Source organism: Lentzea sp. NPDC092896 (assembly GCF_044754905.1).
Classification (GTDB): Bacteria; Actinomycetota; Actinomycetes; order Mycobacteriales; family Pseudonocardiaceae; genus Lentzea.
Genome location: NZ_JBIVPX010000007.1, coordinates 110,838 through 131,130, shown reverse-complemented (window position 1 = coordinate 131,130; position 20,293 = coordinate 110,838). Strand labels below are relative to the sequence as shown.

Here is a 20,293-nt window from a genome sequence, read left to right as displayed (position 1 = left end):
TACAACGACCGAACGGCCGCATGGTTACGCCCTGTTGACGTAACACACACGACCGTTCGGCCTATCTCAGTGCAGGCGGTACGCCCGCAGCACCGTTTGATCGACGGTGTTGCCGTCCGCATCAGCCGCGACCACGCGCAACGACACGAACCCGCCCGCCTTTCCACCGGCCGGGACCAGCGACTTCACCGGAACCCAGGTGACCCCGTCGTCGAACGACGCGTACGCCTGCAGCGAGCGCAACGAGGCGGTACCCGCCCCTGCCTGACGTGACGCGGTGAACTTCGCCGGCATCGGCACACCGGCCTTCCAGCTGTTGCGCAGGTCGACCGGTAGCGAGTAGTCGACCTCCAGCAACGGCAGCCGGCCGTCGGCGGCACCCGAGAACTCCCACGTCGTCTTCACGTTCGTCGACAACGCCAGCGTCTCGCGGGACGCGTCCAGCAGGAGCTTGTACCGGCCGTCGCGGGCGGGGGCGTGGAACGAGCCCTGCCGGACGTCGGCCCAGCCCTGCGCGACGCCGTCGTGCTGCAGTTCGAGCGTGCCCCAGCCGCCCCGGTGCCAGTTCTCCACCCAGCCGGAGCCGCCGAACGGCGAGACGCGGGAGTTGATCAGGTCACCGGACCGTTCGACGCCGCCGCCGTCCGCCCAGGTCACGAGGGGCGAACCGCCGAGCCGGGGTGAGGTGACCGCGCGGAGGTTGGTCCGCTCGTACTTCTTGCCCGCCTGGTAGGTCACCGGTGCGAGATCGGCCCACGAGGTCGTGCTCGGGTCGTCGTCGCGGCCGAACATGCGACCGTCGAACCCCTCCTGGTACCAGGTGCCCGGGCTGAAGTACTCGGTGCGCTGCGCGGGAGCGGAGATCCGTTCGTCCAGCACCCTGCCGAGGGCACCGCCGACGACCGGGGAGTTCCGTTGCGAGACCGAGCCGTCCGCGCCGGACGTGTGGTAGCGCGCCTTGACCTCGGCGAGTTCCGAGTGCCGGATCTTCTTGGTGCCGACGGGCAACGCGCCCTTGTCCCGCAGGAACAACGTGTACGACACCGGCGAACCCGCGATGGCCCGCAACGTCAGCTTCGCCGGCGTGGTGGTCAGGTGGTGTTCGGCCACCGTGATCACCGGAATCGCCGACTGCGGCTCGAGACCGAACGGCACCGGACCCGCCCACAGCACGGCGACCGCCCCGGCGTCCTTCATCTCCTGGGCGACCGCGTAGGGGTCCTCGCCCGCCTGACGGACCAGGGCGAGCTTGCCGCGCACGTCCGCACCACGTTCGGCCACGTCGAGCCGGTGCTCGCCCGGCGGCAGGTACTTGCTGCTCTCGTAGTACCGCACCGGGAACCCGCCCGGGACCGAGACCAGCGGCTGCCCGCCCTTGAGCCCGGAGTCATAGGTCAGCTCCGGCAGCGGCGCCCCGAACGACAGGCCGTACAACGGAACCCGGCCGTCGACGATGCTGGCGACGCCGCTGATCTTGCCCGGCTTGAACGGCACCGCCAGCGTGGCGTCGCGGTACCAGACCACCGAGTCGCGTTCGGGCAGTTCGACGCTGATCGGCTTGCCCTGCCTGGCGTCCAGCGCGACGGACACGTCCGAGGTCAGCGAGACGCGGCCCGCCACCTCGGTCGCGGAGACCGGCGTGAACCAGGCGTAGTTCGGCGTCAGCTCGTCGATGCGGCCGATCACCGCGTAGTCCGCGACCGGCAGCCGCGACGTTCCGCTGCCGTCCACGATGGAGAGCACCGACGCTTCCTGAGTGGACATGTTGACCACGACGACGAACTCGTCCGCGACCGGCTTGCCATCGCGTCCGGTCATCGACACCTTCAGCTCGTGCCGTTCCTCCTGCACGTACGCGCCGACGGCGGTCGTGAGGGAGACGCCGTCAGCAGAAGCCTTGAGGTGTCCGAAGAACGTGCCGTTGCCCTTGCGCGGATCCAGCACGACGTCGACCGCCGCGCTGCCCTGAGCCGGCACGGTCACCGACGCCGGGACCGCGAAGTCCGCGCCGAGGTTGTGCTGCAACGCCAGGGAGACCGGCGCGGTTCCCGCGTTCGAGTAGGTGATCGTCTTCGTGAACGTTCTGGTGTGCGGCCATTGCAGCAACCCGAACGACAGGCTGCCCACCGAAGCCCGGACCTGCTGCGTCACCGCGCGTTCGACGTCGAGCAGACCGGTGCCGACGCTCGTGGGAGAGTCCGCGACCGGCTTGACCGTCGCCATCAGCGCGGCCTTGAGCTCGGCCGCCTTCCACGTCGGGTTGCGTTGCGCGAGCACCGCCGCGGCACCGGCCACGTGCGGCGTCGCCATCGACGTACCGGTCAGCTTGGCGTGCAGGTCGTCGACCGCGTGGTCCCACAACGTGTTCTCGGCGCGGGCGGCCACGATGTCCGTGCCCGGCGCCGCGATGTCCGGCTTGACCGCGTAGTCGTAGATCCGCGGGCCGCGCGACGACCACTCCTCCAGCACGCCCTGCTTGGTCATGTTCGCCACGGCCAGTGCCGCGTCGGCCGCCGCCGGTCCGGAGACCTGCCGCCGGGTGCCGTAGTTGCCCGCCGCGATCACGAACAGCGCGCCGGTCTCGGCGGTCAGCTCGTTCACCTTGAGGGACAACGGGTCCGTGCCGTCGGACTGGTCGCCGCCCAGCGACATGTTGACGACCTTGGCCTTGACGTCGCGCGCCGCCCACTCCATGCCGGCGATCACCGCGCTGTCGAAGCAGTACTCGGCCTCGCAGACGCGGCCCACCGCGAGCGAGGCGCCCTTCGCGACGCCGACGTACTGGCTGCCGCGCCCGGCGACCGTGGCCGCGACGTGCGTGCCGTGGCCGACGTTGTCCTGGATGCCCGCGGGCGTGAAGTCCTTGGACACCGAGACGACGCCCGCGAGTTCCGGGTGCTTCTGGTCGTAGCCCGTGTCGAGGACCGCGACCGTGACGCCGGTGCCGTCGAACCCGGCCTGCCACGCGCCGGGCGCGCCGACCATGGGCACGCTCTCCGTGAGCGAGATCTTCGACTTGCCGTCGAGCCACAGCTTCTCGGCCCGCAACGCGCTGGTGCGCCGTGCCGTCCACTGCTGCGCGGCGTCCTTCTTCTGCACCGCGGCGGCCGCGCGGAAGCCGTTGGTCAGCAACGGAATCCGGTCGATCTTGTCGTCGGTGTACCCGTAGGCGTGCAACGAGGTGACGTCGAAGAAGCGCTTGTCGACGCGATCCTGCCCCACCGCGTCGACCGCGTCCGCCGGCACCACGTACTGGTGGTCGTTCTGGACGTACTGGGCGAACTGCATGCCGGGCCTGCCCTCGACCCTGACGAGTTCCCCGCGCTCGTTGACGACGACCTTGTCACCGCTGATCAGCGTGATGGTGGACGTCTTCTGAGCTCTCAACGGTTCTGCCTGCGCCGTCGCCGCCGGACTGAGCAGTCCGGCGGCGAGGGCGGCGATCACCAAACATCGTGCAAAACGCACGTGTCCTCCCCTAGGTGTGAACCTCTCCACCCAGGGAGACTCCAAACTCCGCGTGAAGGTTGCCTCACGCTCCGCGATAGGTGCCGAAGCTCCAGCGGTTGCCCTCGGGATCGGCGACGGTGAAGCCGCGCGAGCCGTAGTCCTCGTCACGCAGACCGCGGATTTCGGCCGCGCCGTGCGCCAGCGACTGCGCGAGGAGCTCGTCGGGCCGGTCGGTCACCACGTAGACGGATCCGGCGCCGGCCTTGGTCGCCTCGACCTCGCCGACCGACCGCACGGCGGACCCCAGCATGACGCCGCCGCCTTCGGGCCAGACCATCTCGCAGTGCACGACCTCGCCGTCGGCCTCCCCCGGTACGACGAGATGTTCCTTGAACCCGAACGCCTCCACGAGGAAGCGGATGGCGGCGGGAGCGTCCTGATAGGACAAACAGGGCCAGCAGGTAGGTGGTGGTGTGCTCATGACGGCAACTCTGCGCCCTGACCGTGCTCGCCGCCTTGTACGAATGGAAGCTCGGCCGCGATCCACTCGGTCGGGGTCGCCCCGCACAGCGCCCGCCAGTCCCGGTTGAAGTGCGCCTGGTCGGTGTAACCGCAGGCAGCGGCCACTTCCGTCAACGTGGGCCGACGTTCGCCGCGCAGCATCCGGTTCGCCCGCTCGAACCTCATCACGCGGCCCATGACCTTCGGTGTGAGCCCGTACTCGGCCGCGAACCGGGCGCTCAGGTGCTGCCGGCTCCACCCGACCTCGGCCGCGATCTCCGCGACCGGTGCCCCGGCGGCGAGCCGCTGCCACGCCCACGCCACCTCGACCTGCTGCCGCACCGGTTTCACGAGCCTGCCCAGCATCTCGTCCATGCGCGCGAACCGATCCGTCCACGTCGGCGCGTCCTGCAGCCGTTCGCGCAGCTCAGCGGCCGGCGCGTCGAGGGAGTCGAGCCCAACCGTGAGGGCGCTGAGCTCGCCGGCGGGCATGCCGAAGAACGCCCGCATCCCCAGCGGCGTGAGGTCGCACTGGACGCCGTGCTGGAACCCGTCGTGGGTGATGATCACGGCCTCGTCGTGCAGCCCGCCGCACAGCGCGGCGAACCGGCCCTCGGACAGGTCGACCGTGCCGTCCATCGTGACCACGAGCGTGAGCGAGCGCGACGGCAGGCCGCGGTGAATGCCGGGCTCGGTGCGCATCCGATACCCGGAGTACCGCGTCACGAACGGCCTCAGTCGCGGGTGCGGCAGGCCGACGACGTGCTCGACGTCCACGCCGCCGATGCTAGAACAATTCGCCCAGGACCAGCAGTCCAGCGCCTGTTGGCACCAGGTCGGGGCCGTAGGACGTGACGCTCACGTCCACGTCCGGCATCGCCCGCAGGTACAGGTCCGGAGACTCCAGGACCTTCCGTCCACTCAGGACGATCTGGTCGAGGTCCAGCAACTGCACCAGGTTCGCCACCGCCGCGCCGAGCACCCGTGCCGCCTCCACCCCGGTCGTGGCCGCGTGCACCGCCTCCACGCACCCACGCCGTCCGCAGACGCACAGCGGCCCGTCGAGCTGGATAGTCGTGTGCCCGAACTCGCCCGCCCCCGACCGGGCGCCTCGATGCACCTCGCCTCCGAGGAGCAGCCCCACGCCCAGACCGGTGCCCACGAACACGAGCGCCGCGTCCCGCAACGGTCGTCGCCACGCCTCGGCGAGCACGGCCGCGTTGGTGTCCTTGTCGACGACGACCGGCAGCCCGAGCCGTTCCTCCGCCAGTGCCCTCAACGGGACCGAGGACCAGCCCGGCAAGCCGTTCGGCGACACCACGCCGTCGCGGAAGTCCAGCGGTCCGGCGATGCCGATGCCCAGGCCGAGCACCTTCTCCCCCGCCTCGACCAACGGCTCCAGGGCGTCCAGCACGTCGTCCGGCGTGAACATCGGGGCCAGCGGCGCGACCGCCGACGACACCACCTCGCCGGTCAGGTCGAGCTTCACCACCCGCAGCTCGTCACGGTCGACGTACGCCCCGTACGCACAGGCCCCGTCTGCGGCGAGCCGCAACGACATCCTCGGTTTGCCACGGCCCCCGTCGCGCACGGCGCCGGTCTCCTCCAGCAGACCCGCCGAGATGAGCCTCGCCACGATCTTCGAGACCGCCTGCGGGGTCAGTCCGGCCTGGCCGGCGATGGAAGCCCTGCTCAGCGCCCCGGAGCGGACGAGTCTGAGCACTGTCCTGTCGTTGTGCGAACGCAGCGAGGTGAGGTCCACGGTCGCAATTATTCAACAGCGTTGCTTTAATCGGAAGCATGACTCGAGTCGGACTTCTGGGCTACGGCATCGCGGGGCGGGTCTTCCACGCCCCGCTGATCTCCTCCACGGACGGCATGGACCTCGTCGCGATCGTCACGGCGAACCCGGAGCGGCAGGCGCAGGCCCGTGCCGCGCACCCGGACGCCAAGATCGTCACCGCCGACGAGCTGTTCGAGCTGGACCTCGACCTCATCGTCGTCGGCACGCCGAACAGGACGCACGTCGAGTACGCCCGCAAAGCCATCAGCAAGGGCGTCGCGGTCGTGGTCGACAAGCCGTTCGCGCCGTCGTCGGCCGAAGCCGCCGAACTCGTGGCCGCCGCCCAGGCCGCGCAGGTGCCGCTCACGGTCTTCCAGAACCGCCGCTGGGACAGCGATTTCCTCACCGTCCGCAAGATCATCGGCCAGGTGGGTGAAGTTCGGCGGTTCGAGTCTCGATACGACCGCTGGGTGCCGGAGATCTGGGACAACTGGCGCGAGTTCGGCGCCCCGGAGGAGGCCGGCGGCCTGCTCTACGACCTGGGCGCGCACCTCGTCGACCAGGCGTTGCAGCTGTTCGGTCCGGTCAGGAGCGTCTACGCCGAACTCGACCGGCGCCGTCCCGGTGCGCAGGTGGACGACGACGTGTTCGTGGCGCTGACGCACGAGAACGGTGTCCGCTCCCACCTGTGGGCCAACGCGCACGCGGCGAACCTCGGGCCGCGCTTCCGGCTGCTCGGCAGCGAGGGCGCGTTCGAGATCAGCGGCCTGGACGAGCAGGAGGACGCGCTCGAAGCCGGCCGCCGCCCCACCGATCCGGACTGGGGCCGCGAAGAACGGACCGGCCGGCTCGGCATCCTCGACGACACCACCGAGATCGCCGTCGAACCCGGTGCGTACCAGACCTTCTACGCCGAACTGCAGGCCGGACGGATCCCCGTCGACCCCGCGAGCGCCGTGGACGCGCTGCGGGTCATCGAGGCTGCTTTCCTTTCCGCACGCGAGAACAAGGTGGTGTCCCTGTGAGCCCGTCCAGCGAAGAACTGCTCGCCCAGGAGCGGAAGCTCCAGTTCACCCGCTTCGGCAACGACGTCGCGATCGATCTCGGCCTGCACCTGCTCGCCGCCGCGAAGGAACAGGGCCTGCCGATCGCGATCTCGGTGCAGCGGCACGGGCACCGGCTCTTCCACGTCGCACTGCCCGGTACCGCGCCGGACAACGACAGGTGGCTGGAGCGCAAGGCGCGTGTCGTCGACCTGTTCGGCCACAGTTCGTTCTACGTCGGCACGACGTTCCGCGAAAAGGGCTCGACGTTCGAGGCGGAGTCGGGGCTCGACCCGGCGCTGTACGCGGCGCACGGCGGCGTCTTCCCGGTCATCCTCCGCGGCACGGGCCCGGTCGGCACCGTCGGCGTCTCCGGGCTTCCCCAGGCGCAGGACCACGCGTTCGTCGTCACCGAGCTGGAATCATTCCTGAACGGCCGCGAAGCGTAATAGCACGAATAGCCGTTGGTACAAAATCCGGCTATCGCCTCCGAACATCACCGGAAGGCGCGACTGTGCATTACCCCACACCACTTCGAGTGGATTCGACCCCACTCGAAGTGGTGTGTTCATATCATCCGGACAAGGCCCGCCGGTGCGCTCGAAAGAGTGATCCTACTGGGCCAAACGAGTGCCCTATTCCATCAATGCGCGAATAGCGCTCGGTCACCCACCTGCCGATACAACACCGGTTGCCTGCGGCAGCAGTTGTACGCTCCGTAGCATCATCAGGCCTAAACCACCCACCCGAATGTCGCCTTTTTGGCCCCTTCACAGCTCTCAAGAGCGCGAACTAACGTCCGTTCCGGCTTATCGGTTTGGTCCATTAGCGCATTGAGATAGGTGGGTGTGGGTTGTGACTGTGACGGATTCTGACCTCAATGAGGGCCGTCAGCAGCTGAGTTTGGGCACGGCCGCCGCACGTAATCTGGCCACGACCACCAAGTCCGTCCCGCAGATGCAGGGAATCACTTCCCGCTGGCTGCTCAAGGTGCTGCCCTGGGTGCAGGCGGCGGGTGGTGCCTATCGCGTCAACCGGCGGCTCACCTACACGCTGGGCGACGGCCGCGTCTCGTTCACCAACATCGGCGCGGAGATCCGCGTGGTGCCGATGGAGCTCACCGAACTGGCACTGCTCAAGGGCTTCGACGACGAAGAGGTCCTCGCGGCGCTCGCCGGCCGCTTCACGCAGCAGGAGTTCGGCATCGGCGACGTCATCGTCGAGAAGGGCCGCCCGAAGGACACCGTCGTGCTGATCGCGCACGGCAAGGTCGACAAGGTCGGCACCGGTGAGTACGGCGGCGACACCGTGCTCGGCAACCTCGCCGACGGCCAGTACTTCGGCGAGACCGTGCTGGCCGGGCCGCAGGGCGAGTGGGAGTACACCGCCAAGGCGGTCACCCCGGTCACCGTGCTCACGCTGTCGTGGGACGACTTCCAGGCGCTCAACGGGGAAGCGGGCGGCCTGCGCGCACACATCCAGCAGACCTTCAACAGCCGCAACAAGCCTCAGGACGAGCACGGCGAGGCCGAGATCGGCATGTCGTCCGGTCACGACGGCGAGCCCGTCCTGCCCGGCACGTTCGTCGACTACGAGCTCTCGCCGCGCGAGTACGAGCTGAGCGTCGCCCAGACCGTGCTGCAGGTCCACAGCCGGGTCGCGGACCTCTACAACAACCCGATGGACCAGGTCGAGCAGCAGTTGCGGCTCACGATCGAGGCCCTGCGCGAACGCCAGGAGCACGAGATCGTCAACAACAGGTCGTTCGGCCTGCTGCACAACGCGGACCTCAAGCAGCGCATCCACACCCGTTCCGGCCCGCCCACCCCGGACGACTTCGACGAGCTGCTGTCGATCGTGTGGAAGGACCCCGGCTACTTCCTCGCGCACCCGCGCACGATCGCGGCGTTCGGCCGTGAGCTCAACAAGCGCGGCCTCTACCCGCAGCACATCGACTTCAACGGCCAGCAGGTGCCGGCCTGGCGCGGCGTCCCCGTCCTGCCGTGCAACAAGATCCCGGTCTCCGACACCCGCACGTCGTCGGTGATGCTGATCCGCACCGGCGAGCAGAACCAGGGCGTCATCGGCCTGCACCAGACCGGCATCCCGGACGAGTACCAGCCCGGCCTGTCGGTGCGGTTCATGGGCATCAACGACCAGGCGATCATCAACTACCTGGTCAGCGCCTACTACTCGGCCGCCATCATGGTGCCGGACGCGATCGGTGTGCTGGAGCACGTCGAGCTCGGTCGCGAGGGATAGGTCTTGGCCTCCTTCACCATGCCGGAGTTCTACGTGCCGCACCCGGCGCGGATGAACCCCCACCTCGAACGCGCCCGCGTCCACTCGACTCAGTGGGCGCGGGACATGGGGATGCTCGACACCGGGGTGTGGACCGACGAGATCCTCGCGGGCGACGACTACGGGTTCATGTGCGCGTGGACCCATCCGGACGCGCCCGCGGAGATCCTCGACCTCATCACGGACTGGTACGTCTGGGTCTTCTACTTCGACGACGAGTTCTTCGCGGAGTTCAAGCAGAGCAAGGACGTGTCGGGAGCGAAGGCGTATCTCGACCGGTTGCCGGCGTTCATGCCCCTCAACGGCACGGACCCGTGGCCGGAGCCGCAGAACCCGACCGAACGCGGCCTCGTCGACCTGTGGCAGCGGACGATTCCGCTGATGTCGCAGGACTGGCGGCGCCGGTTCACCACGAGCACCCACAACCTGCTGCTCGAGTGCATGTGGGAGATCAAGAACATCGAGAGCGGCACGGTCGCCAACCCGATCGAGTACATCGAGATGCGCCGCAAGGTCGGCGGCGCGCCGTGGTCGGCGAACCTGGTGGAGGTCTCCGAGGCAGCCGAGGTGCCCGCGTCCATCGCGGGCACCCGGCCGCTGCGGGTCCTGTCCGACACGTTCTCCGACGCGATCCACCTGCGCAACGACATCTTCTCGTACGAGCGGGAAGTGTTGAAGGAGGGTGAGAACTCCAACGGGGTGCTCGTGTTCGAGAAGTTCTTCGGCCACGACACGCAGACCGCGGTCGAGGCCGTGAACACGCTGCTGACCTCACGCCTGCACCAGTTCGAGAACACCGTCTTCACCGAGCTGCCCGTGCTGTTCTCCGAGAACGGCGTGGACCCGCTGGAGCAGGCGCGCGTGCTCAAGTACGTGAAGGGCCTGCAGGACTGGCAGTCCGGCGGACACGAGTGGCACCTGCACGCCGGCCGCTACACCAAGGTCGAAGGAGGCGCGGGCAACTCCGCTTTCTTCCGCACGATCCTGCGCGGGCCGACCGGCCTGGGCACCTCCGCGGCGTGGCTGGGGGTCGCTCGTGGTTGAGGTTCCCTCGTTCGACATGCCTTTCGCCGCAAGGCTTTCACCGCACGTCGACCGCGTCCGCCAGCACACCAGGACGTGGGTGCGGGACATGGGCATGCTCAACGGCGCGCCGTGGACCGAGGCGTTCTACGACGCCGCGGACTACGGCGGTTTCGGCCCGCTGACCCACCCGACGGCGTCCTTGGACGACCTGAAGCACATCAACGACTGGCACACGTGGGGTTTCTACGTGAGCGACGCGTTCCGGGACGGCTTTCTCCGGCCGCGCAACGTCGCGGGCGGCAAGGCGTTCGTGGCCGCGTTGAAGTCGGTGCTGAGCGGCTCACTCCCCTCGGCGAACCCGGCCGAGCGGGGCCTTGCCGACCTGGTCTCGCGGTCCACTCTGGACAACGAGGACCAGGAGCACCTGGTCGAGTTCTTCGACGCGTTGCTGTGGGAGCTGCACAACACCGCACAGGGTCGAGTGCCCGACCCGATCGACCTCGTGGAGATGCGGCGCCGGTCGATCGCCACGGAACTGTCCGCGAAGCTCGCCCGCAAGTCCGTCGGCGCGGAACTGCCCGCGGAGTTGTTGCGCAACAGCACCATGCGGGCTCTGGTGGACTCGTTCGGCGACGTTCCCGCTCTGCGCCAGGAGATCGTCGGCTTCGACCACACCTACGCGACCGGTGGCAGCACGACCAGCGCGGTCCTCGCCGTGCAGCAGTTCTTCGACTGCGACCTCCAGCAGGCCGTGTCGGTCGTCGGCGACCTGATCGCGGCCCGGTTGCGGCAGATCGGCTCGATCCTCGGCGAGCTGCCGTCCCTCGCCGACGAGTACGGCCTCGACGCGGAGGCCAAGGCCGGGTTGTCCCGGTACGTCGAAGCACTGAAGTCGTGGCTGGCCGGTGAACTGCTGTGGACACAGCGATCCGGCCGATTCAGCTACTCCCCGGTCCCCACCCGGAAGTCGTTCCACCGGCCGTCCGGACTCGGCACGGCAGCACTACTCGTTCGCTAGTTCCAACCCAGCACCAACAGATTGGCAGGACTTCCAGTGACTGTTACCGATCCGGGCCTTGGGGTCGAGGGCGGGCAGCTGAGCCTTTCCACGAAGGCGGCCCGCAACCTCTCGACGACCACCAAGTCCGCACCGCAGATGCAGGGGATCTCGCCCCGGTGGCTGCTGCGCATGCTGCCCTGGGTCGAGGCGAAGGGTGGTGCGTTCCGCGTCAACCGCCGGCTCACCTTCGCGATCGGCGACGGCCGGGTCACGTTCACCTCGGTGGGTTCCGAGGTGCGGATCGTGCCGCAGGAGCTGGCGGAGTTCGTGCTGCTGCGCGGGTTCGAGGACGAGGCCGCGCTGACCGCCGTCGCGAACCGCTTCGAGCAGCGCGAGTACCTGCCGGGCGAGGTGATCGCGCACCGCGGCGAGTCCGTCGACGAGATCATCGTCATCGCGCACGGCAAGGTCACCAAGACCGGGCTCGGCGAGTACGGCGACGACGTGGCGCTGGGCACGATCGCGGACGGCGAGTACATCGGCGACGAGCCGGTGCTGTCCGGTGCCGACAAGGACTGGAGCTTCACCGCTCGTGCGCTGACGCCGACGACGGCCGTCGTGCTGTCGCGGGCGGCGTTCCGGCAGCTCAACGGGCAGATCGAGCCGTTGCGCGAGCACATCGAGCAGCAGCTGGCGAACCCGACGAACGCGTCGAACAAGCACGGCGAGGCCGAGATCGACATCTCGTCCGGCCACGACGGCGAGCCCACGCTGCCCAGCACGTTCGTCGACTACGAGCTGCGCCCGCGGGAGTACGAACTCTCGGTGGCGCAGACGATCGTGCGCGTCCACACGCGCGTGGCCGACCTCTACAGCCAGCCGATGGACCAGGTCGAGCACCAGTTGCGGCTGACCATCGAGGCCCTGCGCGAGCGGCAGGAGTTCGAGCTCATCAACAACAAGGAGTTCGGCCTGCTCGCCAACGCCGACCTCAAGCAGCGGGTCAGCACGAACTCCGGCCCGGTGACGCCGGACGACATGGACGAGCTGATCTCGCGGCGCCGCAACACCAAGCTGATCCTGGCCCACCCCAAGGCGATCGCGGCGTTCGGCCGGCAGCTCAACAACCGCGGCCTGTACGTGCCGACCGTGGAGGTCGAGGGCAAGCCGCTGCAGTCGTGGCGCGGCATCCCGATCGCGCCGTGCGACAAGATCCCGGTCAACAAGAACGGCACCACGTCGATCATCGCGATGCGGCTCGGCGAGGAGAAGCAGGGCGTCGTCGGTCTGCGCCAGACCGGCATCCCCGACGAGTACGAGCCCGGCCTCAACGTGCGGTTCATGGGCATCGACGAGCACGCGATGCTCAAGTACCTGGTGTCCACGTACTACTCGGCGGCCGTGCTCGTGCCGGACGCGCTGGGTGTGCTCGAGAACGTGGAGATCGGTCTCTAAGTCATGACAGCCGAGATGACCGAACCGCTGGCGGCCGGCAGGCCCGCCGGTGAGCTGCTCGCGTGGAGCCGGAGCCTCGTGCTTCCGGCTCTGCGCAAGGCCGTCGACCAGTTGCCGCCGTCGATGCGCACGATCGCGGAGTACCACCACGGGTGGCGTGACGAGTACGGCAACCCGGTGCTGGAGAACGGCGGCAAGGCGATCCGCCCCGCGCTGGTGCTGCTGGCGGCCGAGGCCGTCGGTGGCACCGCCGCCTCCGCTGTTCCGGCGGCGGTCGCGGTGGAGCTGATCCACAACTTCTCACTGCTGCACGACGACGTGATGGACCGCGACACGACCCGGCGCCACCGGGCCACGGCGTGGACCGTGTTCGGCGTCAACGCGGCGATCCTGGCAGGCGACGCGTTGCAGGCGCTGGCCGTCGACGTCCTCGCGGCGTCAGGGCATCAGCGTGCCGTGGAGGCGATCCGGACGCTGGGCGACGCCACGGTGGCGTTGCTCGAAGGGCAGGCGTACGACCTGGACTTCGAGACGCGCAACGACGTGCGGGTGCCCGAGGTCGAGCGGATGGCACGGGGCAAGACGGGCGCTTTGCTGGGCGCCTCAACGGCTTTGGGCGCGTTGTACGGCGACGGGTCCGACGAGCAGGTCGAGGCGATGCGCGGCTACGGCGCCGAACTGGGTCTGGCGTTCCAGCACGTGGACGACCTGCTCGGCATCTGGGGTGACCCGGCGGTGACCGGCAAGGCCGCGCACTCGGACCTGGTGAACCGCAAGAAGTCCCTGCCCGTCGTCCGTGCGCTGAACGCCGGTGTGCCCGCCTCCGCGGAGCTGGGGACGTTGTACTTCGGCGCGCAGGAGATGAACGCGGAAACGCTTGTGCGGGCGGCATCCCTGGTCGACATGGCCGGTGGTCGCGCGTGGAGCCAGACACAGGCCGACGAACTCCACACGCAGGCACTGGTTCGTCTCGGCGAGGCCTCACCGACCGCGCGTGCGGCGGTGGAGCTCGGCACGCTCGCCCAGCTGGTCACCCACCGGGACCACTGAATCCCTTTTTTGGAAGGCACTAGATGACGGAACATCCGCCGCGTTCGGTGCTGCTCGCCTCACCCCGGTCGTTCTGCGCCGGGGTGGAGCGCGCCATCGAGATCGTGGAACGACTGCTCGACCAGCGCGGCGGCCCCATCTACGTGCGCAAGCAGATCGTGCACAACATCCACGTCGTGCGCTCGCTCGAGGCTCGTGGCGCCGTGTTCGTGGAGGAGCTGTCCGAGGTGCCTTTCGGTGCCACGGCGGTCTTCTCCGCGCACGGCGTCTCCCCCGCCGTGCGCGCTGAGGCTCGAGACCGCTCGCTGGACGTGCTGGACGCGACCTGTCCGCTGGTGACGAAGGTGCACGCCGAGGCACGGCGCTTCGCCGAGCGTGGCGACACCATCGTGCTGATCGGGCACGCCGGGCACGAGGAGGTCGAGGGCACGTTCGGCGAGGCTCCCGACCAGATGGTGCTGGTGGAGACCGTGGCCGACGTCGAGGCGCTGGAGATCACCGGTCCGGTGTCCTACCTGACGCAGACGACGCTGGCCGTGGACGAGACGACCGAGGTGATCGAGGCGCTGGAGCGGAAGTTCCCGCAGGTGCGCGGCCCCGGTTCGGACGACATCTGTTACGCCACCACGAACCGGCAGGTCGCCATCCGCGAGGTCGCCGCGCGGTCGGACCTGGTGCTGGTGGTGGGGTCGAGGAACTCGTCCAACTCGGTGCGGATGGTCGAGCTCGCCGCCCGTGGCGGCACACCGGCCTACCTGATCGACGACGCGTCCGAGATCGACCCGGCCTGGCTTTCCGGTGTGTCGTCGGTGGGGTTGTCGGCCGGTGCTTCGGCGCCCCCTGAGCTGGTGGACGAGGTCGTGGCGGCGTTGGAAGCACTGGGTTCCGTCTCCGTGTCGACGCACACGACCGCGACGGAGACGATCGCCTTCACGTTGCCGCTGGCGGTGCGCCGTGCTGGCTGACATCGCCTCGCCCGCGGACGTCCGGGCGCTCTCGTCCTCTGAACTTTCTTCGCTGGCGGCGGAGATCCGGTCGTTCCTGATCTCCAAGGTGCACCGGACCGGTGGCCATCTCGGCCCGAACCTGGGTGCCGTCGAGCTGACGATCGGGGTGCACCGGGTCTTCAACTCGCCCACCGACGTGGTGCTGTTCGACACCGGGCACCAATCGTACGTGCACAAGATGCTGACCGGCCGGTGCTCCGACTTCGACTCGTTGCGCCAGGCCGGTGGCATGTCCGGCTATCCGTCCGCCGCCGAGTCCGCGCACGACGTCATCGAGAACTCGCACGCCTCCACCGCACTGTCCTATGCGGACGGTCTGGCCAAGGCGTTCGAACTCGGCGGCACCGATCGCCGGGTCGTCGCCATCGTCGGGGACGGCGCGCTGACCGGTGGGATGTGCTGGGAGGCGCTGAACAACATCGGCGGCTCCTCGCGTCCCGTCGTGGTGCTGCTGAACGACAACGGCCGCTCCTACGACCCGACGACCGGTGGTTTCGCGGCGTCTTTGCTGGCCGGGTCGGCGCGGCACCTGTTCGAGGCGTTGGGTCTCGCCTACATCGGCGAGGTCGACGGGCACGACGTCCACGCGGTCGAGAACGCCCTGTGGGAGGCCAAGTCCCTCGGTCGTCCGGTCGTCGTGCACTGCAAGACGGTGAAAGGCAAGGGGTACGAGGCCGCGGAGTCCGACGAGGCCGACCGCATGCACGCCGTCGGCGCGTCCGGTGCCTCCGGCGGGCGAACGTGGACCGACGCGTTCTCGGACGAGATCGTGGCCATCGGTGCTGCGCGTCCGGACGTCGTGTGCCTGACCGCGGCGATGCTGGAACCGGTGGGGCTGCGGCCTTTCTCCGAACACTTCCCGGCGCGTGTGTTCGACGTCGGGATCGCCGAGCAGCACGCCGTGACGTCCGCCGCCGGCATGGCCATGGGCGGCCTGCACCCGGTCGTCGCCGTCTACGCGACGTTCCTGTCCCGCGCCTTCGACCAGTTGCTGATGGACGTGGCCCTGCACCGGCTCCCGGTGACGTTCGTGCTGGACCGCGCCGGCGTGACCGGCCCGGACGGCGCGTCGCACCACGGCATGTGGGACGCCTCCGTGCTGCCCGTCGTGCCCGGCCTGCGCCTGGCCGCACCACGCGATCCGGCTTCTCTGGCCGAGTTGCTGCGCGAAGCCGTCGAGGTGTCGGACGGCCCGACGGTCGTGCGCTATCCGAAGGCCGCCGTCGGTCCGGACGTGCCCGCACTGCGGCGCGTGAACCACTTCGACGTGCTGCGCGAGGAACCGGACGCCGAGGTGCTGCTGATCGCGGTGGGCCCTCTCGCCGGCCCCTGTCTGGCCGCGGCGGAGGACCTGGCGTCGCACGACGTCCGCGTCACCGTGGTCGATCCACGCTGGACCGCTCCCCTGGACCCGCACCTGGTCAAGTACAGCGGCCAGCACCGCCTGGTCCTGGCGGTCGAGGACACCACGTCGACCGGTGCCCTGGGCGCACGCCTGGGTCAGGCCCTGGCCGGTTCCCCGACCTGCGTGGCGACTTTCGCGCTGCCACCACGCTTCCTGCCGCACGATTCCCGCGCCCGCATCCTGCGAGCGCACGGCCTGGACGCCGCCGGCATCACGACGAGCGTGCTGAAGCGCCTCGGCGTGAAGTGACGAGCCAGCCGATGGCGAACGCCAGCGCGATCGCCCCCGCCCCGACCAACGGCGCTTTGAGTTCGGCGGGCAGTGGCAACGGGCGCAGGGCGGTCGCGAGGCTGAGCAGAATCGGCCCCTGCACGACGAACGCGACGTAGGCGGACCGCGCCAGCCCCTCGGTGAAGGGCCCCTGGCGCGCGAGCCGGCGCTGCGCCAGCCCGATCAACCACAGACTCCCGGCCACCACGAGGATCCCCTCGACCAGCGCGAGGACGGCGGCCTGCCACTTGAGCCCACCGAGGAACGGCTCAGCGCTCTTGGCCAGATCCAGCACCCCCATGAGCGCCGCGGCTATGGGGAGCAGGGCGATCGTGCCGATGACGATGTTGCGGGTCATCCGGTAGATCTCGTCCGGCACCCATTCCGCGAGCTTGCGCCCGCCGATCGCACCCAGCAGCAACATTCCCAGGCACTGCGGCCACCACCACAGGTGCAGATCGCCCACCTGCCCGCTGCGCGCCGGGAAGACCAGCCGCGTCAGGAACGTCGTCCCCGCCACGATCATCGTCATGCCGACGACGGTTCTCGTGGTGATCGTGCGTTCTCTGATCGGTGGCGCCAGTGCGATCGCGATGCTGAAGATCAGCAAGACCCCGACGAACCATAACGACCCGCTGTCCAGGAACGGCTGCCGGTCCGTGAACGCCTGCCACCACGAGACGTCCCGCCCGGCCCCGTTGTAGGCGATCCACACGAACGTCGGCCAGACGACCAGCGCGGTGACGACCCACGGCGTGCCGAGCCGCACGAGCCGCTCGACGATGAACCGCCGCCGCCCTTTGCGCTCGATCGAGCCGGGCGTGAAGATCCCGGCCATGAAGTAGAAGGTGCCCATGAAGAACAACCCCGACGGCCCGATCACCGCCGCCAGCACCGTCTCGACGCCGGGGTGGAACGTGACCTCGTTGACCTCGTCGTAGGGCCAGCCACCGATCGCGGCGTAGCCGAGCAGCGCGTGGCCGCCGATGACCCACGCCACCAGGATCACCTTCAGGTTGTCCACTGCGGACAATCTCATGGTTTTCATGGTCCGCTTCGCGACGCGATCACGCCAGCGGCCAAGGGGGCGGACCGCGCTAGGCGGAGAACAGCTGGTCGAGCCGGTAGTCGATGATCCGCGTGGCCTGGTCCGCGTCGTAGGCGTCGACCAGCATCGCGCTGAGGAGGCCGGCGGTCATGGTCGCGAGCGCGTCCGCCTCCAGCTGGAGGTCGAGGTGTGACGGGACCCGGTCGCGTTTGCGGGCGAGTCCGAGCTGGTCAGCGAGCAGGCGCACGAGGTAGGGCATCATCGCCTGCTGGTCCGGCGCCTGACCGCCGCGCGTGACGTCCACCGCGAAGTAGGCGATCTGCACCGCGCAGAGCATGCGGCTGCGCTCGTCCGTCGGCAGGACCGCGAGCAGACATGCCCGCATGACGGCGCGTTCGTCACCGGTCTGCATCGCCTCCGCGATGCGGTGCCCGGCACGTTCGGCGCCCAGCTCGGTGATCCGCTGCCAGGCGTGCCGCAGCATCTCTTCCTTGGTCGGGAAGTAGTACTGGATCTGGAACATCGACACGCCCGCCTCCGCCGCGACCGCGCGCAGCGTCACCGACTGAAGGCCTCGCGTCGAAGCGATCCGGAAGAGCGCCTCCGCGAGGTCACGCCGTTTCTCCTCGTGGTCGACGCGCTTCGGCATGTGATCACTGTGTCACAACGACCGGTGTCGACGACCACCCCGCGGCGCTGTTACATTGCATCTGCATTGGAAAAACAACCTGGGGGGTGTGATGGTCGGGAAGTTCGTGGACCAGAAGGCACAGGAGCGCTACTTCGCCACCTACGAGGCGATCCGGCGGAAGTGGCCGGTGCCGTCGGAGGAACTGGACGTGGAGACGCGGTTCGGCTCGACCCGCGTCCGGCGCAGCGGCACCGGTTCGCCGATAGTCCTGCTGCCCGGCGCGATGGGCACGTCGTTGTCCTGGTACTTCTACGCCGCCGAACTGGCGGCGCGGCACACCGTGTACGCCGTCGACACGATCGGTGAACCGGGGCACTCGGTACAGACCCGGCCCTTGGAGAGCACCGACGACGAGGCGGACTGGCTCGCCGACGTCCTCGCGGGCCTCGGCCACGAGAAGGTCCACCTGGTCGGGATCTCGCGCGGCGCCTACCTGGCCCTGAACCTCGCCACCCGGCGTCCCACCGGGGTCGCCGGCGTCCTCGCGTTCGAACCGGGCGGGTTCGGGATCGCCTTCCTGAGGTTCGTCCTCTGGAGCATCGGCGAGCTGTCCCGCTGGTGGCTGCCCGCCGCGATCCTGCGCCGGGTCAGCGCCGGCGATCCCGCCGTGCGCCACACGATGCGCCCGCTGGTGTTCCGCGGCCTCAAGTACAAGATCCAGATGGCTCCGCTGCACGAGTTCACCGATGACGAACTGCGGTCGATCGACGTGCCCACCTACTTCGTCCTGGGCGAGCGCTCGCTGATCAACGCGCGGGAACTCGCCTCGCGCGTCGAGTCGCTCGTCCCGCGCGTGCGCACCGAGATCGTGCCTGGGGCGACCCATGCGCTGAACCTGGAGGAACTTGAGCTGACCACCGCGCAGATCCTCGCCTTCGCCGGGGAGAACCACGCCGGCCTGCCGGACTGAACTAGCTCTGAGGTGCCAGGCGTCCTGGGGGTCGCCTGGCGCTTCGAGCGTTCGCGGGGTTCGCGAGGCGTTCCGCGTTCCCGGAGTTCGCGAGATGCTTCCGGCGCTCCCGAAGTTCGCGACGCGTCTCCGCGTTCCCGGAGTTCACGAGACGCCTCCGGCGTTCTCGTTGCCGCACAACGCTTCCAGCGTCGCACGGACGCGGCTACGGCCGGTCCCCCGTGTACACGCCCATCGTCCGGAACCGCAGCCCCGGCTCCCGGTACTCCTCCATCGCGTGCGCGATCCACCCCACGACCCGCGCGATCGCGAAGATCGCCTCGCCGGCGTCCGGCGCCATCTTGAACAGCAGGGCGAACTGGGCCAGCGCCAGGTCGACGTTCGGGAACGTCTGCGACTGGGTGGCGATCACCTTGTCCGCCACCAGGTCGCCGTGACCGCGCAGCAGGGCGAAGAGGTGGTCGGCGCGCGGGTCGCGGCGCTGGTAGACGCGGTGGCCGAAGCCCGGGATGGGCTGGCCGGACCGCAGGTGCTCGGCAACGGTGCCCATCGGGTCGGACTGGGCCTGCAGCAGGAACCGGTACGCGATCGTGGTGGCGGCGCCGTGCTTCTGGCCCTCCATCGCGCCCATGCCCGCGGACACGACGGCGTACGGGTTGGCGTGGGCGGAGGCGGCGACCCTGGCGGCCATGGTCGAGATGGCCAGGTCGTGGTCGGCCAGCAGGATCAGGGCGGCGTTGAGCAGGTCGGGCTGCGCGGGCTCCGGCGAGAGGCGGGCCCACAGGCGTTCGGCGATGTCGGTGCCCTGCGGCCTTCCAATCAGCGGGAGCGACTCGACGACGTCGGCGATCAGGGACTTGGCCGTGGTGACGGCCCGGTCGAGGTCGTAGCGCAGCGGGTCGCCGACGCTGGCCAGGGCGATGGCCACGCGAACCCGGTCGGTGAGGGTGGCGCTGTCGGGCAGGGCCATCCAGATCTCCTGGCCCTCGGGGAACTGCATGCCCGCCGAGTCGATCTCGGTCCACAGCCAGTGCGCGACGTCCTCGAAGCGCTTGGTGCTGGAGAGTTCGGGGACGGAACGGCCGCGGTAGTGCAGGCGGTCGTTCTCCAGCAGGGAGATGCGGGTGCGGATGCGATCCGTCACAGCGGCCACTGCTCCGCGCGCACCAGTGCGCTGCGCCAGGGCCTCCACCTCGGCGACGCCGAACATGCTGTGGCGGTTCACCTTCGTGCTGGTCAGGTGGCCGCGGCTGACGTACGCGTAGACCGTCGCCGGTTTCACGCCCAGGCGGCGAGCAGCTTGATTCGTCGTCAACATTGATTCCATCAACGTTGACTGTACAAGACATGTTG

At 69.2% G+C, this 20,293-nt stretch carries 17 protein-coding genes; 10 read left to right on the top strand and 7 right to left on the bottom strand.

Annotated elements, in window-relative coordinates:
• Window positions 1-66: 66 nt before the first annotated feature.
• The 4 genes from ACIQF0_RS30960 to ACIQF0_RS30945 form a co-directional block, all read right to left on the bottom strand.
• A complete protein-coding gene (locus ACIQF0_RS30960) occupies window positions 67-3,468 on the bottom strand; it encodes a S8 family peptidase (RefSeq protein ID WP_401035188.1) in 3,402 nt (1,133 codons plus the stop codon).
• 64 nt (window positions 3,469-3,532) lie between these two features.
• Complete coding sequence (locus tag ACIQF0_RS30955) at window positions 3,533-3,931, bottom strand: VOC family protein (protein ID WP_401035185.1); 399 nt, start codon at window positions 3,929-3,931, stop codon at window positions 3,533-3,535.
• Entirely contained in the window at window positions 3,928-4,728 is an 801-nt protein-coding gene (locus tag ACIQF0_RS30950; RefSeq protein ID WP_401035182.1) for a helix-turn-helix domain-containing protein, read from the bottom strand. Before ACIQF0_RS30950 ends, ACIQF0_RS30955 begins: the two co-directional genes overlap by 4 nt.
• A gap of 10 nt (window positions 4,729-4,738) precedes the next feature.
• A complete protein-coding gene (locus ACIQF0_RS30945; RefSeq protein WP_401035180.1) occupies window positions 4,739-5,713 on the bottom strand; it encodes an ROK family protein in 975 nt (324 codons plus the stop codon).
• 38 nt (window positions 5,714-5,751) lie between these two features.
• On the opposite strand from ACIQF0_RS30945, the gene ACIQF0_RS30940 reads away from it, so the two are divergent.
• From ACIQF0_RS30940 to ACIQF0_RS30900, 9 genes are all read left to right on the top strand, one after another.
• Entirely contained in the window at window positions 5,752-6,759 is a 1,008-nt protein-coding gene (locus tag ACIQF0_RS30940) for a Gfo/Idh/MocA family oxidoreductase (RefSeq protein WP_401035177.1), read from the top strand.
• Window positions 6,756-7,226, top strand: coding sequence for a heme-degrading domain-containing protein (locus tag ACIQF0_RS30935; RefSeq protein ID WP_401035175.1), 471 nt, complete (start codon window positions 6,756-6,758; stop codon window positions 7,224-7,226). Before ACIQF0_RS30940 ends, ACIQF0_RS30935 begins: the two co-directional genes overlap by 4 nt.
• 406 nt (window positions 7,227-7,632) lie before the next feature.
• Complete coding sequence (locus ACIQF0_RS30930) at window positions 7,633-9,039, top strand: family 2B encapsulin nanocompartment shell protein (RefSeq protein WP_360034804.1); 1,407 nt, start codon at window positions 7,633-7,635, stop codon at window positions 9,037-9,039.
• A gap of 3 nt (window positions 9,040-9,042) precedes the next feature.
• On the top strand, window positions 9,043-10,122 hold the full coding sequence (locus tag ACIQF0_RS30925) for a hypothetical protein (RefSeq protein WP_360034807.1): 1,080 nt from the start codon (window positions 9,043-9,045) through the stop codon (window positions 10,120-10,122).
• 16 nt (window positions 10,123-10,138) lie between these two features.
• Window positions 10,139-11,122, top strand: a complete 984-nt coding sequence (locus tag ACIQF0_RS30920) for a hypothetical protein (RefSeq protein WP_401035173.1) — start codon at window positions 10,139-10,141, stop codon at window positions 11,120-11,122.
• A 36-nt stretch (window positions 11,123-11,158) separates the two neighbouring features.
• Window positions 11,159-12,559 carry a family 2B encapsulin nanocompartment shell protein gene (locus tag ACIQF0_RS30915; protein WP_360034813.1) on the top strand — a complete coding sequence of 467 codons (1,401 nt, stop codon included), beginning with the start codon at window positions 11,159-11,161 and terminating at the stop codon, window positions 12,557-12,559.
• A gap of 3 nt (window positions 12,560-12,562) precedes the next feature.
• Complete coding sequence (locus tag ACIQF0_RS30910; RefSeq protein ID WP_401035170.1) at window positions 12,563-13,609, top strand: family 2 encapsulin nanocompartment cargo protein polyprenyl transferase; 1,047 nt, start codon at window positions 12,563-12,565, stop codon at window positions 13,607-13,609.
• 23 nt (window positions 13,610-13,632) lie between these two features.
• A complete protein-coding gene (locus tag ACIQF0_RS30905; RefSeq protein WP_401035168.1) occupies window positions 13,633-14,574 on the top strand; it encodes a 4-hydroxy-3-methylbut-2-enyl diphosphate reductase in 942 nt (313 codons plus the stop codon).
• On the top strand, window positions 14,564-16,270 hold the full coding sequence (locus tag ACIQF0_RS30900; protein ID WP_401035165.1) for a 1-deoxy-D-xylulose-5-phosphate synthase: 1,707 nt from the start codon (window positions 14,564-14,566) through the stop codon (window positions 16,268-16,270). The genes ACIQF0_RS30905 and ACIQF0_RS30900 overlap by 11 nt, the downstream gene beginning before the upstream one ends.
• Here ACIQF0_RS30900 and ACIQF0_RS30895 read toward each other — a convergent pair.
• Together ACIQF0_RS30895 and ACIQF0_RS30890 are read right to left on the bottom strand one after the other, a co-directional pair.
• Window positions 16,233-17,330 (bottom strand): acyltransferase, encoded by a 1,098-nt coding sequence (locus ACIQF0_RS30895; protein ID WP_401035162.1) that lies wholly within the window; start codon window positions 17,328-17,330, stop codon window positions 16,233-16,235. The genes ACIQF0_RS30900 and ACIQF0_RS30895 overlap by 38 nt on opposite strands.
• A gap of 58 nt (window positions 17,331-17,388) precedes the next feature.
• A complete protein-coding gene (locus ACIQF0_RS30890; RefSeq protein ID WP_401035159.1) occupies window positions 17,389-17,988 on the bottom strand; it encodes a TetR/AcrR family transcriptional regulator in 600 nt (199 codons plus the stop codon).
• A 91-nt stretch (window positions 17,989-18,079) separates the two neighbouring features.
• Between ACIQF0_RS30890 and ACIQF0_RS30885 the strand changes: the two genes are divergently transcribed.
• A complete protein-coding gene (locus ACIQF0_RS30885; protein ID WP_401035916.1) occupies window positions 18,080-18,940 on the top strand; it encodes an alpha/beta fold hydrolase in 861 nt (286 codons plus the stop codon).
• A 205-nt stretch (window positions 18,941-19,145) separates the two neighbouring features.
• Here the strand turns inward: ACIQF0_RS30885 and ACIQF0_RS30880 are convergent, their stop codons facing one another.
• Entirely contained in the window at window positions 19,146-20,267 is a 1,122-nt protein-coding gene (locus tag ACIQF0_RS30880; protein ID WP_401035156.1) for a citrate synthase, read from the bottom strand.
• Window positions 20,268-20,293 lie beyond the last annotated feature (26 nt).